General features: G+C 48.5%; 15 protein-coding genes. 10 read left to right on the top strand and 5 right to left on the bottom strand.

The window, feature by feature from the left end; all coding sequences use genetic code 11:
- Window position 1 precedes the first annotated feature (1 nt).
- Together VJ249_00445 and scpB are read left to right on the top strand one after the other, a co-directional pair.
- Window positions 2–706, top strand: coding sequence for a segregation/condensation protein A (locus tag VJ249_00445; protein HKZ93036.1), 705 nt, complete (start codon window positions 2–4; stop codon window positions 704–706).
- A 7-nt stretch (window positions 707–713) separates the two neighbouring features.
- Window positions 714–1,319, top strand: coding sequence for an SMC-Scp complex subunit ScpB (gene scpB, locus VJ249_00440; GenBank protein ID HKZ93035.1), 606 nt, complete (start codon window positions 714–716; stop codon window positions 1,317–1,319).
- Between the two features lie 283 nt (window positions 1,320–1,602).
- Here scpB and VJ249_00435 read toward each other — a convergent pair whose 3' ends face one another.
- Window positions 1,603–1,791, bottom strand: a complete 189-nt coding sequence (locus VJ249_00435; GenBank protein ID HKZ93034.1) for a hypothetical protein — start codon at window positions 1,789–1,791, stop codon at window positions 1,603–1,605.
- Between the two features lie 329 nt (window positions 1,792–2,120).
- On the opposite strand from VJ249_00435, the gene VJ249_00430 reads away from it, so the two are divergent.
- The gene (locus VJ249_00430; GenBank protein HKZ93033.1) at window positions 2,121–2,306 is read left to right on the top strand and encodes a hypothetical protein; all 186 of its coding nucleotides are present in this window, start codon (window positions 2,121–2,123) and stop codon (window positions 2,304–2,306) included.
- Between the two features lie 55 nt (window positions 2,307–2,361).
- Here the strand turns inward: VJ249_00430 and VJ249_00425 are convergent, their stop codons facing one another.
- Together VJ249_00425 and VJ249_00420 are read right to left on the bottom strand one after the other, a co-directional pair.
- A complete protein-coding gene (locus VJ249_00425) occupies window positions 2,362–4,923 on the bottom strand; it encodes an FtsX-like permease family protein (GenBank protein HKZ93032.1) in 2,562 nt (853 codons plus the stop codon).
- Complete coding sequence (locus VJ249_00420) at window positions 4,923–5,630, bottom strand: ABC transporter ATP-binding protein (protein ID HKZ93031.1); 708 nt, start codon at window positions 5,628–5,630, stop codon at window positions 4,923–4,925. Before VJ249_00420 ends, VJ249_00425 begins: the two co-directional genes overlap by 1 nt.
- Window positions 5,631–5,786: 156 nt before the next feature.
- Between VJ249_00420 and VJ249_00415 the strand changes: the two genes are divergently transcribed.
- Genes VJ249_00415 through VJ249_00385 form a run of 7 tightly spaced genes read left to right on the top strand, consistent with a single transcriptional unit; the run spans window position 5,787 to window position 13,128 of the window.
- A complete protein-coding gene (locus VJ249_00415) occupies window positions 5,787–7,256 on the top strand; it encodes an FAD-dependent oxidoreductase (protein ID HKZ93030.1) in 1,470 nt (489 codons plus the stop codon).
- Window positions 7,253–9,679 carry a CoB-CoM heterodisulfide reductase HdrA2 gene (gene hdrA2, locus VJ249_00410; protein HKZ93029.1) on the top strand — a complete coding sequence of 809 codons (2,427 nt, stop codon included), beginning with the start codon at window positions 7,253–7,255 and terminating at the stop codon, window positions 9,677–9,679. Before VJ249_00415 ends, hdrA2 begins: the two co-directional genes overlap by 4 nt.
- Window positions 9,680–9,693: 14 nt before the next feature.
- Window positions 9,694–9,990 carry a 4Fe-4S dicluster domain-containing protein gene (locus VJ249_00405; protein HKZ93028.1) on the top strand — a complete coding sequence of 99 codons (297 nt, stop codon included), beginning with the start codon at window positions 9,694–9,696 and terminating at the stop codon, window positions 9,988–9,990.
- Window positions 9,987–11,168, top strand: a complete 1,182-nt coding sequence (locus tag VJ249_00400; protein HKZ93027.1) for a 2-oxoacid:acceptor oxidoreductase subunit alpha — start codon at window positions 9,987–9,989, stop codon at window positions 11,166–11,168. The genes VJ249_00405 and VJ249_00400 overlap by 4 nt, the downstream gene beginning before the upstream one ends.
- Window positions 11,165–12,013 (top strand): thiamine pyrophosphate-dependent enzyme, encoded by an 849-nt coding sequence (locus VJ249_00395; GenBank protein ID HKZ93026.1) that lies wholly within the window; start codon window positions 11,165–11,167, stop codon window positions 12,011–12,013. Before VJ249_00400 ends, VJ249_00395 begins: the two co-directional genes overlap by 4 nt.
- Window positions 12,014–12,565 (top strand): 2-oxoacid:ferredoxin oxidoreductase subunit gamma, encoded by a 552-nt coding sequence (locus VJ249_00390; protein ID HKZ93025.1) that lies wholly within the window; start codon window positions 12,014–12,016, stop codon window positions 12,563–12,565. It begins immediately after the preceding gene.
- A 44-nt stretch (window positions 12,566–12,609) separates the two neighbouring features.
- Complete coding sequence (locus VJ249_00385; GenBank protein HKZ93024.1) at window positions 12,610–13,128, top strand: metallophosphoesterase; 519 nt, start codon at window positions 12,610–12,612, stop codon at window positions 13,126–13,128.
- An 8-nt stretch (window positions 13,129–13,136) separates the two neighbouring features.
- On the opposite strand, the gene VJ249_00380 is transcribed toward VJ249_00385, so the two are convergent.
- Both VJ249_00380 and VJ249_00375 read right to left on the bottom strand, forming a co-directional pair.
- Window positions 13,137–13,832 carry a sugar phosphate nucleotidyltransferase gene (locus tag VJ249_00380; GenBank protein HKZ93023.1) on the bottom strand — a complete coding sequence of 232 codons (696 nt, stop codon included), beginning with the start codon at window positions 13,830–13,832 and terminating at the stop codon, window positions 13,137–13,139.
- Complete coding sequence (locus VJ249_00375) at window positions 13,829–15,199, bottom strand: phosphomannomutase/phosphoglucomutase (GenBank protein ID HKZ93022.1); 1,371 nt, start codon at window positions 15,197–15,199, stop codon at window positions 13,829–13,831. Before VJ249_00375 ends, VJ249_00380 begins: the two co-directional genes overlap by 4 nt.
- Window positions 15,200–15,219: the final 20 nt, after the last annotated feature.

Below are 15,219 nucleotides of genomic sequence, written 5' to 3'. Positions count from 1 at the left end.
AATGACTGAGGCTCAAACCAAGGAGAAGCCCTTTTTCTTCACGCCTCCATGGAACATCCTTTTTGAACTACATAAACTAGCTAACCTGCGACCATGGGAGATCAGCATCGCCTTTCTTCTTACAACCTTCCTTGAAGAAATGGAGAAAAGAGGAGAGGTAGATTTCAGGGCGTCTGGAGTCGCCTTAGACTCGTCCGCCACAATTCTTCTCATGAAGTCGAAGTTGTTACTGAAGTTGGAAGAACCTCCTGCGCCTCCAAGAATGCCTCTGGACAACATCCCTCCCCCGTTGTTTCTGCCTGTCCGCTACGAACTGACTTCAACAACCGTACAAGAACTGCTGAAGGTTCTCGACGAGGTTCTAAAAGGCGAAAGCCTATTTGCATTGAAGCCAAGAACCACACCGATTCTTCCCACACCTCCTGATATTCTGCCACCTGTAAACATATACTTGATGGAAATCGAAAAACAGATGGAAAAACTCCTTCAAACATTGCTCAAGAATGCTGTCAAGGGCAAAGTTGCGCTCTTCTCAAAAATCATTGAAGGACTAAACAAGCTTGAGGCAATCAAAACCTTCATTGTGCTCCTATTTCTCGCTCAAAAAGGCGATGTCTCGTTATGGCAAGATGAAAACCTGACTGATATCTATATCACGCTCTCAACTGGGGCAACATCGGAAAAGCCAATGGTTGGAGTTATCTAGGAAAAAAATGTTGCAAGAAGAAAAACCCGAGGAGAAGCCTGAGGCAGAAGATAAGGTGGAGAAGCGAGACTTGGCGTTGCTCGAAGCCGCGTTATATGTAGCTGGGCGTCCGCTCGACTTGAGAGAACTGGCGTCGGTGCTCAAGACACGCTCGAAAAAGAGGGTTCAGAGAACGGCTGAGAAACTCATAGAGTTGTACAGAACTAGGGATACAGCGATAGAGATCTTAGCCTTGCAGGATGAACGCTACGTGCTGCAGTTGAAGGCAGAGTACACGCCTGAAGTGCGGCGTTTGGCTTTGCGCCCCTTGTTGTCGGTGGGTCCGTTGAAAACGTTGTCCTATATAGCGTATCGTCAGCCGCTTCCGCAGAAACAAGTTATCGATGTTCGTGGGCAACACGCTTACGGCCATGTTAAGCAGTTGGAGGAGTTGAATCTCATAAACCGCGAGCGAGCGGGAAGAAGCAGACTCGTACGCACGACAGAGTTTTTCGCCGACTATTTCGGCTTAAGCCACGACCTCAAGACTATGAAGCAGCAGCTCAAGAACATTTTTGAGAAAGAGGATTTGGACGAAGCAGAGCCAGAGAAACTTCAACCGAAGACAACGTAGCATGCCTCTTATTCTGCGGTGAATACGTGCGGTTCGTTTTCTCTTTCTTTTGTGGCATAGATGCTAGAACTAGTACCGTTTATGCCGACAGAGGCTCGGCGCATTGCAGTGCGACATTCCGTAGTGGCAGAGCCCAGTGATGGCGTCTGCGGGTGCGTTGGAAACTCTTTTTCTAGAGAAGATAGAAAAGTCGCAAGGTCCGCATCCGATGCTAATTTGCTTCCAATGTTGTGGAGCGCTTCAACCACGTTGACTAAGGCTTCAACCTGTCTCGTGAGGGCTTTTAACCACCGCAACTTCTTTTAGGCAGAACCCGTCTCGAATTAAGCTGGCTCATCGTGAACATCATGCCCTTCTTCAAATTCTCAACCGCAATCAAAAGCGGCTCATCAGAAGCCTCGATGACAGTTTTCCGAGCCTTTGCCCCAACACCATCGTGAATCCTAGTCAGCCGCATCTCAGATTTGGTCAAATCTAAGGGATAAACGCCAACTCGCCGCTGATAAAACAGAGCGAAATTTACCAATTCGCAAATTCGTAAAGCTGCTAGGAAAGACTAGGCTAAGTCTGCAAATGTACCACTTTCAAACCAACATCCAAACCCACACTTCCAGCAACATTCAAACTTCACGCATGCCAACATGAAACTCCACGCTAAACAACATAGAACAACACGCTAAACCAACGAAAACAGACCCACAACCACCATACAGAAACAAAAACAGCGCCCAAGACACAAACTGAAAAGTCTAACTTTCACCACGAAAATTTTTTCTACACTCATACTAACCCTCTCCTGACTTGAATCTCATAGATAGAGAGCGCGCAGGAAGAAGCCGTGTCCTGCGCACAACCGAGTTCTTCGCTGACTACTTCGGCTTAAGCCACGATCTGAAAACCATGAAACAACAACTCAAGAACGTGTTCGAAAAAGAGGACTTCGCCAAGCCAGAGCCTGAAACCCTCGAGTCCAAAACAACTCAATGAACCATGAAGCCATTGCTGCCCAATGGTTTACTCCAACTTCTGACATCCTTCTCATTCATCTTTGTTGTAGAGCTCTAGTGATGTTCATTCTGGAGGCCCTTAAGGCTGGATAAATGGCGCCAGTCAATGAAGCAATTATTGAGAAGACAAGCGCCTGTCCTATCGCAGTCCATGGGATTATGAAGGGCAGCAAGAATCCAACTGCCATTGTGGAGTTAGTTACGCTTGTAAGTAGGAGGAGCCCGCTTGGCAGGCCTACTAGAAAGCCCACCAAGCCCAAGAAAACGGCTTCAAAGAGCAGAATGCCCAAGATTTGCCCTCGGCTCATTCCCTGCGACCGTAAGAGACCGATTTCTCTGCGTCTTTCTGTCACGTTCATAATCATAACAATGGTTATGCCAAGGGTTGAAATGAGTATAGCGAAATAAAGCATGAGCGAGAAGATGGAGAAAATCCGGTCCACTTGTGTCCTGACGTTTACGAGTAAGTTCTGAAGTGTGAGAGAGCGTTCATTGAAATTGTACATAGGATATGCTTTGTCAATTTCTTCGACAACTTCAGAAGCTCGTTGTTTGTAATCACTTTTTAGGTTAACAAAGAAAAACACAGCTGCATTTACTCCAAAAAAATAAGTCGCCTCACTTTTGAAAGATATTACTATAGATTCAGACATCGGGCGAGGACCAAAGCTGATCCACTGCAAGGCTGCGCCAGTGAATATGCCTGCAACAATGAAGTTTTTTGGTTCAGAGGTTAAAGTAATAAGAGTCAGGTTGCCGCCAACTTCCACATTTAGTCTTGTAGCTAAAGTGTCGGGGAGAATCAGAGTTTCGTTGTTGGAGGAAAGTTTCTGGAACACTTCCTCAGGTGAAGGTGAATCAACAAACTGATACTTTATGACATCGTTGAAAGTTTCAGGTTCTATGGCAAAAACTGCTACAGTCGTTTGGTTTTCGCCATTGAATGCTTTGGTTGTTCCTCTCCAGTAGATATTGAAGGGAGTCACGGCTTCGATCTGTGCCATTTCAGTGAGATTGGCCTTAAGGCTGCTGATTGGAATTGTCTGGTTCGAGATGAGCATTATGTCTGCGCCAAGGGCTTCTTTAACGCTGTTCTCTACGGCTTGGACGATTCCAACTTGTACGCCTCCCATCAAGATTGTGAAGCTGAGACTTATTCCAATCATGCCAATGGTGACAGCGTTTCTTAGAAGTTTTCTTCTCACGTTTTTATCCAGAATCACGCCCATACAAGCAGACGCTAGAGTAATAGGTTTCAACACCACTCCACTTGTCCTTTTCACAGCAATGGCGGCTGACACAATGAGTCCGACGGGAACGAGGAACATGTCAACATAAGGCATTGAAAACGGAAACCATTGAAGACTGAGACCAACGCCCATTAAGAATATGACTAACCCGATAGTCAACAACGCGAGGTCGGGAATCTTCCTTCCAACTCTCATCTCAGGTCTTAAGGCATGGAGGATGTTTACTCTCGAAGCTGAGACCGACGGGTAGACAGATCCGCCCACAACCATCAAGAGTCCTCCTAGAAATCCCAAAACAACAGCCTCTTGTGTAAGAACCATGGCTGTTATCCTCAATCCTCGAAACGCTTCTTCAAGAATCAAGACAAAAAGATTCGATAACAGGAGTCCGGCGAAAATCCCTATAACAGTTCCAGTTACTCCTAAAATAATGCTTTCTTGAATGAACACGAAGAAAACTTGCCTTCTAGATGTGCCGACAGCACGCAAAACTCCTATCTCGTAGGTTCGTTCCTTTACCGACATAAACATGGTGTTAAACACGAGGAACCCGCATACGAGAAGAGCAACCAAAATCATTATGTTGAGGCCTATCTGAAAACCTTGTAGTTGACTTTGAATGGTCTGTTGCGCCTCAGTCTTCGGTGCCAAAACCTCGAACTCAAAGCCCAGTTTCTCTTGTAACAAATCTCTGGTTTCGATTGTTCTAGTCGAGTCCTTAACTTTCACGAATATGTTGCTTATTTTGTTCTCAAGCGATGCCATGTCTTGAGCGGTGGCTAGATCGGTTAAAATCTCAAAGGACTTCAATGGTGGTGATGCATGATAGACGCCTATAACTGACAACTCGTAGGTCCGATTCCAGCTTTGGCTTTCATAGACCAATGTGGTGATGTTGATTGTTTGTCCAATTTCTATGTCATAATCTTCTGCTGCATTGCCGCCGATGACGATGCTTCGTCCATTTATGGTTGCTGAACCGGTTATGTTGTAATCTTGGTAGTCGATGTCGTTTTGCACATCTATACCCGTGATTGTGAGGATCTTCTTGGTGTCATTGTTTAGGAGGGCGGTCCAGTACAGTCGAGCTGCGTATTTTTCTACGCCTTCGGTCTGACTTACAATTGTGAGGTTGGCGTCTTCGAATGGTCGTGGAGTGGCGTAACGAATCATCACGTCGGTTCCTCCCCAGAAGCGATTGAGGTAGAGCCTGTATTCTGCCAGAGCGCTGGTGGAGGCTATGTTTACACCTACTAAGAGAGATGTTCCCAGCACTATAGCAATTAAGGTTAGAATGTTGCGGGACTTTCTTCTCATAATGTTTCGAGCAGCCAATCTAAGAGACATCAGCTCAGGTGCTCCTTTACTCTCTTCTCGCCGATGATTTGTCCGTCTCTCATGTTAAGCAGCCTGTCGGCTTTTTCGGCTATGATTGGGTCGTGAGTTACAACAACGACTGTGGTATTGTGCTCCTTTGCGGTGTTATAGAGAACTTTAACAACTTCGGTGCCCGTTTTGGTGTCGAGGTCGCCTGTGGGTTCATCGGCTAAGATGACACTGGGCTTGTTAGCTAAAGCCCTAGCTATTGTTACTCGTTGCTGTTCTCCGCCGCTGAGTTCGTCTGGTAAGTGTTCTGCCCTTTCTCTTAGTCCCACTGTTTCGAGCAAGTGAAGAGCTCGCTTTGATGCCTCTTTCCGAGAAATGCCCGCCGTCAACATAGGCAATTCCACATTCTCCGCCGCTGTCAAGGTGGGAATTAGATTATAAAACTGGAAGATGAAGCCAATCTTGTGTCGTCTAAGTTTTGTGAGTTCTCCCTCGCCCAGAGTGGTAATGTCCTTGCCATCAATGAAGATTTGACCGCGTGTAGGCTTGTCTATAGATCCCAAGAGATTTAGGAGAGTCGTCTTGCCTGAGCCCGAAGGCCCCATGACCACTGTAAACTCGCCTTTGTTGACAACAAAACTCACATCTCGTAGAGCAGGTATGAGAACCCTGCCCAGCTGATAGTTTTTCTCCAAGTTTTCAACACGAATAACCACACTATCACTCATAGGTAAGACGCCTATCCCTGAGATAATGTTAAGGCACATCACGAGGAAAATTATAAGGCTTTTTGAAGAGCCACGCATCTGCCACTCTTGAACAGACCTTTACATTTGTAAACTTTTATATCTTGGACTCCGCCCATGTCTACTGGAGGACAGCTCTTGAAACCCGAAAAAACGCCGATTCCCCAAGAAGTCCTAGAACACTTCTTAGATGCTGAAAAGCTAAAATACTGTTTTGAATGTGGAATTTGCACCGCCAGCTGTCCCATGAGCGAGCTGCTGCCAAAAGACTACAATCCACGTATCTTGGTTGAAAAAATCTATCACAACCCAAGAGAAGCCATAAAAGACCCTGCTTTGTGGCTCTGCGCTTGGTGCTACCGCTGCTACCGCCACTGCCCACAAAAGGTCAAACTGCCTGAAATCCTCCTCTCAGTGCGACAAATAGCTAAAGAACAGGGCGAGTTGGAAGGATTCGACAGAGCCCTAGAAATCATAAGCCAAGAAATCCCGTTTCCGACTTCTTTCGGATACGTATGCCTCCATCCAGAACGAGTTCATCTCGAAAACATGCTGGAAGACCTTGACACGCACGTGACAAGTAAAAGAAAAAAACCCATGCATGAGACTGAAGCCGAAGTGCCAAACGCAAAGGTAGCAGTCTTAGGCGCCGGACCAGCCGGACTCACAGCTGCACATGAATTGGTCGAAAAAGGCTACAAAGTTACGGTTTTCGAATCTTCACCTCAAGCAGGCGGGATGCTCAGACAGTGCATACCCGAGTTTCGACTGCCCAAGAAATATGTTGACGCCGAAATCCAACGCATTCAAAACATGGGCGTTGAGATCAAAACCAATGTCAAAGTTGGCAGCGATCTGAGCTTCAACGACTTGTGGCAACAGGGCTTCAAAGCCATATTAGTTTCAACGGGCGCCCACAAGACGAGGAGACTCGGTGTCGAAAATGAAAACCTCAAAGGCGTTTGGGACGCCCTCGATTTCCTGCGACAAGCCAATTGCGATAAGAAAACTGTCGTGGGCGAGCGGGTGGCAGTCGTCGGCGGAGGCAACGTAGCTATTGATTCAGCGCGAACTGCGGTTCGGCTTGGAGCCAAAAAAGTAAGTATTCTTTACCGAAGATCAAGGGATGAGATGCCCGCCAACCCATATGAGATAGAAGAAGCCGAGCATGAGGGTGTAAAGATCCAATTCCTAGTAGCGCCCAAACGAATTCTTGGGCAAAATGAACGCGTCAACAGCGTTGAATGTGTCAAGATGACGCTTGGTGAACCAGACGCAACGGGAAGAAGATCGCCCAAGCCTGTTGAAGGCTCAGAGTTCACCGTTCCCTTGGACACGTTAATTCTGGCGATCGGCGAAGCTCCAGACCTCTCTTTTCTACCTAAGGAAGTCGAAGTCAGCGAAGGCAACACAATAGCCGTTGAACCCTTCAATGCGGAAAGCAGTATGCCCGGCGTTTTCGCAGGCGGAGACTGCGTCTCCGGACCCGCAACAGTTATCGAGGCAGTTCTAACCGGGAAGCGAGCCGCCGATCAAATCGACCGTTATTTGAGAGACGCAAAGACGGCTCAAGAAGAGCCAATTGTGGAAGGAAGGAAACAAGTTTGAGCATAACTACAGCTGAGAACAAACCAGCCAAGCAGAAAGATGACCTGCGCATCGGTGTGTATGTTTGTCACTGCGGACTCAACATAGCAGGCAGCGTTGACTGCAAGGCAGTGGCAGATTTCGCCGCAACTCTGCCGCATGTCGTACTAGCTAAAGACAATCGTTACACTTGCTCCGATCAAGGTCAAGAACTGATTAAAAAAGACATTAAGGAACAGAAACTCAACCGAGTGGTCGTTGCTTCTTGTTCTCCGCGGCTTCATGAACCAACTTTCAGGCGAGCTTGCGAAGAGGCTGGTTTGAACAAGTACTTGTTTGAGATGGCTAACATCCGTGAGCACTGCAGTTGGGTGCACCTGTACGAGAAGGAAGCTGGCACGGAAAAAGCCAAAGACTTGGTGCGAATGGCTGTAGCCAAAGTCTCTTTGCTGGAACCTCAAGAAGAAATCACGGTGCCCATAACCCAGAAAGCCTTGATCATAGGCGGAGGCGTAGCAGGCATCCAAGCAGCCTTAGATTTGGCTGACACAGGCTACAAAGTGTACCTTATTGAAAAGGAGCCCAGCATAGGCGGCAGAATGGCGCAGTTGGACAAGACTTTTCCAACTATGGACTGTTCCATATGCATTCTAGCGCCGAAAATGTCGGATGTGGGCAGACACCCAAACATCGAGTTGCTTACAAACAGCGAAATCCAGGAAGTCAAGGGCTATATCGGCAACTTCAAAATCAAAGTCCTGAAGAAACCCCGATTCGTCGTCAAAGACTGTTCTGCCTGCGGCGAATGCGCCAAAGTCTGTCCAGTTACAGCGCCCAACGAGTTTGACGTTGGCTTGGCCACGCGCCACGCTATCTTCACGCCGTTTGCTCAAGCCGTGCCCTTAGCCTACATCATCGACCGCAATCTCTGCTTGAACAAAGACAACGTAATTGTCTGCGACAAATGTCTCAAAGCCTGTGAACGAAAAGCCATCGATTTCAACATGAAACCCGAAACGTTTGAACTTGACGTAGGCACCGTGATCGTTGCCACAGGCGCAGACGTCTTTGACCCAACAAAACTGGTTCAATACGGCTACACCAAGTACCTGAACGTGATTACTTCGTTGGAGTTTGAACGCTTAATCAATGCCGGCGGCCCTTCAGGCGGACACTTAATTCGACCCAGCGACATGCAGACTCCTGATTCCGTGGCTTTTGTGCAGTGCGTGGGCAGCCGCTCTGACAACGCCAACCTTTATTGCAGCAATGTGTGCTGCATGAACACCATAAAAGACGCGTTGCTCATCAAGGAGCATTGGCCTGACACCAAGATCTACGTTTATTACGTTGATATTAGAGCGCTCGGTAAAGGCTTCGAAGACCTGTACCAACGTGCACGCAAGGAAGGCGTACTATTCGTCAGAGGTTTGCCCACAGAAGTAGTTGAAAACAAGAAAACTGGCGACTTGTGGCTTGTCGGCGAAAACACACTGCTCAAAGAAGTCTTCAAAACCAGAGTGGGCATGGTCATCTTGTCTACAGGGCTGGAACCCCGCCAAGACAGTGACATCGTACAACGCCTCTGCGTCTTGTCGCGTACGCCAGACGGGTTCTTTATGGAAGCTCATCCGAAACTTCGACCTGTAGACGCGCCAACAGGAGGCGTCTTTCTCGCTGGCTGCGCCGAATCACCCAAAGATATTAAGGACAGCGTAACGCAGGCAAGCGCCGCAGCAGCTCGAGCAGGCATTTTGATGGCCAAAGGCAAAATTACACTAGAAGCCATAACCTCTCAACTACTTACAGAAAAGTGCACAGGCTGCCAACTGTGTGCAAAAGTCTGCCCCTACAACGCCATTGCGCCGATTCCAGAAAAGAGAAAAGTTAAGCTCATTGAAGCCGCGTGTTCAGGCTGCGGCACGTGCAGTGCTGAGTGCCCCTTTAACGCCATAACTATGCGTCACTTCACTGACACCCAGCTTTTCGCGCAGATCGACGCTGCAACCAAAGTTGATGCTGACGAGAAGATTGTGGCTTTCTGCTGTAACTGGTGCAGTTATGCAGGCGCGGATTTCGCTGGAGTGAGCCGCATGCAATATCCCACTAACGTGCGCATAATTCGAACCATGTGCTCCGGCAGAGTCGCCCAAAAGTTTGTTGAGCATGCCTTTTCCCGTGGAGCCGCAGCCGTGCTGGTTGCTGGATGTCACATTGGCGATTGCCATTACATCAACGCCAACCATCAAACCAAGAAGCGTGTAGAGCACTTGTGGCAAAAGATGGAACGACTCGGATTGGATAAAAACCGACTCCAGTTGGCTTGGATAAGCGCGGCTGAAGGTGAAAGATTCGCGTCGAAGATCAAGGACATGCAAGACATCGTGAGCACCGTGACGCCTGAGGAGCTTGCCAAATCAAAGAAGATGACTGAGAGAGGCTGAAAAAGGTGGTCTTGGTGCCGGTGAGAACGTGGCGGAAGCCGTTAGATGCCGACAAGGTCAAGCCTCCAGAAGGCGAGGTTCACCTGATAAAGGACAGATGTAAAGGCTGCGGACTCTGCATCGAATACTGCCCTAGAAAGGTGCTGGAGGAATCATCTGAGATTAACGCTAGGGGCATTCATCCGCCGAAGGTCAACCCAAACAATCCATGTGTGCTCTGTGGCTTCTGCTCAGCCATTTGCCCCGATTTCGCCATATTCACTACCGAGAAAAACGCTAAGGAAAAAGTGAGTCAGGAGATCGAAAAATGACGGTTGCTACATCGGTTGCACCTGAGAGATCCAGAGTCGTTCGGTCTGGACGGCGTTTCATGAGCGGCGACATCGCTTGCGCTGAAGGCGCTCTAGCCGCGGGTTGCAGATTTTTCGCAGGTTACCCCATTACACCGGCGACTGAGATTGCGGAGCATATGTCGCGTCGGTTACCTGAGATTGATGGGGTGTACATTCAGATGGAGGACGAAATCGCCTCGATGGCGGCTATTATTGGGGCATCTTATGCAGGAGTCAAGTCTATGACCGCCACATCGGGTCCAGGGTTCAGCCTAATGCAGGAAAACATCGGCTTAGCTGTGATGACGGAAACGCCATGCGTCGTTGTAAACGTGATGAGAGGCGGTCCAAGCACGGGTCAACCAACCATGCCTGGGCAACAGGATGTGATGCAAGCGCGTTGGGGTTCGCATGGAGACTACGAAATCATTGCCTTGGCGCCCTCTTCAGTTCAGGAAATGTTCGATTTAACCGTTGAAGCCTTTAATCTGGCTGAGACTTATCGCGTGCCAACTTTTGTGCTTGCCGACGAAATTGTGGGGCACATGTGGGAACGTGTGAACATCCCGTATGAGGAGACCATAAAAATCGTCAACCGCAAGAAGCCAAGAGACCCGCCATCTTCGAATTTTGCTCCGTTTAAGCCTGACGCTGATCTGGTTCCGCCCATGGCTATCTTTGGGCAAGGCTATCATTTTCACGCCACAGGATTAACTCATGATGAACGCGGTTATCCAAGAACTGAGAGCGTTGAGGCTCAAACAAAGCTTGTGCAGCGTCTCTGTAACAAGATTCGCAAAAACAAGGAAAAAATTATTCGAGTTCAGCAAGACATGATCGAAGACGCCGAAGTAGCTGTTGTCGCATATGGAATTGCGGCACGAGCTGCGTTGAGTGCCGTTCGAAAAGCCAGAACGGCGGGCATCAAAGCTGGGCTGCTGCGTCCCCTAACCTTATGGCCTTTTCCAGATGAACAAGTTGGTCGAGTTGCCAAGACAGTGAAGGCAATTGTGGTTCCAGAGATGAACTGCGGCCAAATCGTGCGTGAAGTCGAGCGGGCGGCTAAAGAAACGCCTGTGGTCTTCTTATCGAAGTTGGGCGAGGAGCCACACAAGCCCGGAGAAATCCTAGAGGCTATGAAAGAGGCGTTGAAATGATCGAAGAGGAATTGAGGCACCCCTACGAGAAGTTTCTGCGCAGAGACCGCATACCGCATATCTGGTGTGAAGGCTGCGGCAACGGCATTATCCTGAACTGCTTTGCCCGCGCGCTCGACGAGTTAAACATGGATTTGGACAAAGTAGCTGTGGTCTCAGGAATAGGCTGTATAGGTCGGATTTCGGGTTACACAAACACTGACTCGTTTCACACTACCCATGGCAGACCCATAGCCTTCGCAACAGGCGTCAAACTTGCCAACCCAGATCTGACAGTCGCTGTCATCAGCGGCGATGGCGACCTCTTTGCGATAGGTGGCAACCATTTCATTCATGCCGCCCGGAGGAACTTGGACATTAAGGTCATTTGCGCCAATAACTTCATTTATGGCATGACTGGCGGGCAGGGTGGACCGACTACGCCGCTGGAAACGTGGACTACTACCACGCCTTATGGGAACATCGAGCAAGCTTTCAATCTGGTGCATTTGGCTGCAGCTTGTGGTGCAGTTTATGTTGCTCGTTGGACAACTCTTCAGACGCGGTGGTTGACAGAGTCCATCAAGAAGGCGTTGCAGAAGGAAGGTTTCTCGTTCTTAGAGGTCATTTCTGAATGCCCCGAGATCTTCGGTAGATACAACAAAATGGAAACAGCGCTTAAAATGATGAAGTGGTTCAGAGAAGCATCCGTGGTTCAGCATTTCACTGACCCAGCTAAGGCTGAGGTCACGCCTAATCGCATAGTCGTCGGTGAATTCGTGGACATTGAAAAACCGAGCTATGGTCAACTGCTGAAAGGCATGAAAACGAAGGCAGCCTCGAGAAAGGCGGGCGGAGGGACCTAAGTGCGAATTGAAGTGAGATTGGCAGGCTTCGGTGGACAAGGCATAATCAGAGCTGGGTTAATGCTAGCCATGGCGGCGTGTATTCACGATAATAAGAATGCGGTGCAGACCCAGTCTTATGGTCCTGAGTCTCGGGGTGGCTCGTGTAAGTCTGAGGTAGTCATTTCTGATGAGGAGGTGGATTATCCCCGCGTGGTCGAGCCTGATGTTCTCGTGGTTATGTCGCAGGAAGCGTTCACAACTTATGCTAAAACGCTGAAGGCTGGGGGCACGCTTCTTTTAGATCCTGATATGGTGCCTCGACATGAGTTCAAAGACGGCGCGCGAGTTTTCAAGGTTCCATCAACGAAGATGGCTGAAGAGTTGGGCAAGACTATAGTGGCTAATGTGGTCATGTTGGGCGCTTTGATTGCTGTTTCACAAATTACGACTTCCGAAGCCTTCAAAAATGCGCTTCTGAGCAATATTCCGAAGGGCACTGAGAAGCTCAATTTGGCAGCGTTTGAGAAAGGCTTCGAGTACGGCAAAAAGCTTTTGGAAGGAACGAACTAAGACTAGATTTCTCGGGAAATTGAATAAGCGAGGTCGAGTTGGAAGTGCTAGTGGGGATAATGTCGGATACGCATGACAATCTGCTCATGGTTGACAAGGCTGTAAGGAAGCTGCTTGACGAGAAAGTTGAGCTTGTTCTGCATGCTGGCGATTATGTGTCGCCTTTCGTTATACCCCACTTCAAGCCTTTCAGAGGGAAGTTCATCGGGGTATTCGGCAATAACGACGGCGACCACGAGTTTTTGAAGAGGCGCTTTGCAGAGTTCGGCTTAGAAATCAGAGGCATATTTGCTGAAGTCAACGTGGGCGGTCTGCGTGTTGTTTTGCTGCATGGAGGTGAGCCTGGAGGCGCTCCGGGGCCGTCTGAACTTCTGCGTTCTTTGCTTTCGACCAAGTGCTATGATGTGATTGTTCATGGGCATGTTCATGAGGCTAAGGCGTACAAGAAAGGCAATACTTTGATAGTAAATCCTGGTGAAGTGTGTGGTTACCTAACTGGCGAATCGTCAGTTGCTGTTCTGGACACTAAGACTATGAAGGCAAGACTAGTTCCATTAAAATGAGTCTTGTGTTAGTCTTTTTGCCTGATTCCTGTCTGACTTAGGGCTTTCTGCGCCTCTTCTATGTCTGTGGTGTAGGCTATGTCTTTCCAGAAACCTTTTAGTTCGTAGGCTTGGAAGTTCCAGTTTTCGTTGATCATGGTTTGGATGGTGTCGGTTACTTCGTATTCTTTTCTTGGGCTGAGTGGTGTTTTTTCGGTGTAGGTGAAGAGTTCTTTTGGGAATAGGTAGACGCCAGCGTTGATGAATCCTGGTTTTGTCTCTGCTGCTTTTTCTCTGATTGAGACGACTTTGCCGTTTTTGATTTCGAATTTGCCGTATCTGCTTGAGTCTTGGACTCGGTAGACGGCTATGCCGGGTGGTTTGAGTTTGATGAATTTGGTGAGTGGGTCTGTGAAGAACATGTCGCCGTTTATGCCTAGGAAGAAGGGTTCGTCGACGAAGTTTTTAGCCTGATAGAATGCGTGTGCTGTTCCCAGTCGTTCTTCCTGCTCGTAGTAGTCCACGGTGTCGCCGATGATCTCTTTGACCATTTCGCCTTTGTAGCCGATGACTACAGCGATTTGTTTTATGCCTAGGCTTCGCAGTTTGGCTAGGTTGTGTTCGATGAGGGTTTTGTCTCCGATTTTGACTAGGACTTTTGGTTTGTCAGCTGTGATTGTCGCTAGTCTCTTTCCCAGTCCAGCTGCAAGTACGATTGCTTTCATTTGGTGTGTTCTGCCTCTTCGGTTAGCATTTTTTGGGCTAGGTTCATGAGTTGGTTTAGTCTGTTTTGGGTTTTTGCTTCTGCGAATATGCGTATGATTGGCTCTGTGTTGGATGGTCTTAGTAGTACCCAGCCTGTTTTGTTCTGTGCTTTGACTCCGTCGATGTCGAGCATGGTGAAGCCCATGTTTTCGAGTTTCGGTTTGAGCCGCGCTATGGTTTGGAATTTTTTCTCGTCTGGGAATGGCACGTTGATTGTGTGGGCGTAGCGTTTTTGGATTTGGTCGATTATTTTTGAGAGCGGCGTGTCGCTTTTTGACAGGATTTCTGCCATTTTTAGGCTGGCGAAGGTTCCGTCGTCGAGGCCGTAGATGTGTGGGAAGTAGAAGTGTCCGCTTCGTTCGCCGCCGAAGACTGCTTTTTCGTGTAGGACTCGGGTCATCATGAAGGGGCGTCCTATGCGTTCGATGAGTGGTGTGCCGTTTGCTGCTTTGATGGCGCTTTCGAGGGCGGTTGAGCAGCTTACGTCGATGACGACTTTTTTGTTGTTTTTGGTTATGAGGTTTCGTGCGAAGATTATGGATGAGTAGTCGCCTGTGAGTAGTCGGCCTTTGTCGTCGATGAATACTGCTCTGTCGCCGTCGCCGTCGTATCCTACGCCTAGGTCTGCGTGGGTTTTTTTGACTTCGGTTATTAGTTGTTGTAGTGCTGTTTCTGTTGGTTCGGGTGGGTGTGAGGGGAAGGTGCCGTTGAGTTTTTGGTTTATGACTTTGGTTTTGCATCCGGTTTTTAGGAAGAGTTGTGGTGCTACGAGGGCTGATACGCTGTTTCCGGTGTCTAGGACTATGTTGAGTTTTCTTTCGATGTGGATTTTGTCTAGGACGAAGTTGCTGTATTCATCGATGATGCCCTCATAAGATTCGACTTTTCCCTTAATGCGTGATTCTGTGAATTTTCCCTCTGTGATTATTTGTTGTATTTTTTCGGTGCCTGATCCTTGTCCGATGATTGTGCCGTTTTCGCGGCAGAGTTTGAAGCCGTTCCATTCTGGTGGGTTGTGTGAGGCGGTTGTCATGGCTCCGCCGTCGCGGTTTTGGTGGGCTATGCCGAAGTAGAATACGGGCGTGGTGGTTATTCCATAGTCCACAATGTTGCTGCCTGTGGATGTTAAGCCCCTAGTCATGGCGTTTTTGAGGGGTTCGCCGCCGATGCGTATGTCTCGGGCGGCGGCTAGGTTTTTGTTGGTGCCTAGGTATGTGCCGAAGGCTTTTCCGATGGTTTCTGCTGTTTTTGGTGTGAGGTCTTTTTGGTAGATGCCGCGTATGTCGTAGGCGCGGAAGATGTGCATGGGCACGGTGGTTTTTGGCATGTGGCGTTTTTCCCTCGGAT

The sequence above is a fragment of the Candidatus Bathyarchaeia archaeon genome, from assembly GCA_035283685.1.
Taxonomy (GTDB): domain Archaea; phylum Thermoproteota; class Bathyarchaeia; order Bathyarchaeales; family Bathyarchaeaceae; genus DATETJ01.
This window is presented reverse-complemented; position numbering and strand designations above follow the sequence as displayed.

Excerpts from the sequence above, each read along its gene's own strand:
- VJ249_00400 (HKZ93027.1), top strand. The coding sequence starts at position 9,987 with ATGACGGTTGCTACATCGGTTGCACCTGAGAGATCCAGAGTCGTTCGG.
- VJ249_00375 (HKZ93022.1), bottom strand. The coding sequence starts at position 15,199 with ATGCCAAAAACCACCGTGCCCATGCACATCTTCCGCGCCTACGACATA.
- VJ249_00420 (HKZ93031.1), bottom strand. The coding sequence starts at position 5,630 with ATGAGTGATAGTGTGGTTATTCGTGTTGAAAACTTGGAGAAAAACTAT.
- VJ249_00445 (HKZ93036.1), top strand. The coding sequence starts at position 2 with ATGACTGAGGCTCAAACCAAGGAGAAGCCCTTTTTCTTCACGCCTCCA.
- VJ249_00380 (HKZ93023.1), bottom strand. The coding sequence starts at position 13,832 with ATGAAAGCAATCGTACTTGCAGCTGGACTGGGAAAGAGACTAGCGACA.
- scpB (HKZ93035.1), top strand. The coding sequence starts at position 714 with ATGTTGCAAGAAGAAAAACCCGAGGAGAAGCCTGAGGCAGAAGATAAG.
- VJ249_00425 (HKZ93032.1), bottom strand. The coding sequence starts at position 4,923 with ATGTCTCTTAGATTGGCTGCTCGAAACATTATGAGAAGAAAGTCCCGC.
- VJ249_00395 (HKZ93026.1), top strand. The coding sequence starts at position 11,165 with ATGATCGAAGAGGAATTGAGGCACCCCTACGAGAAGTTTCTGCGCAGA.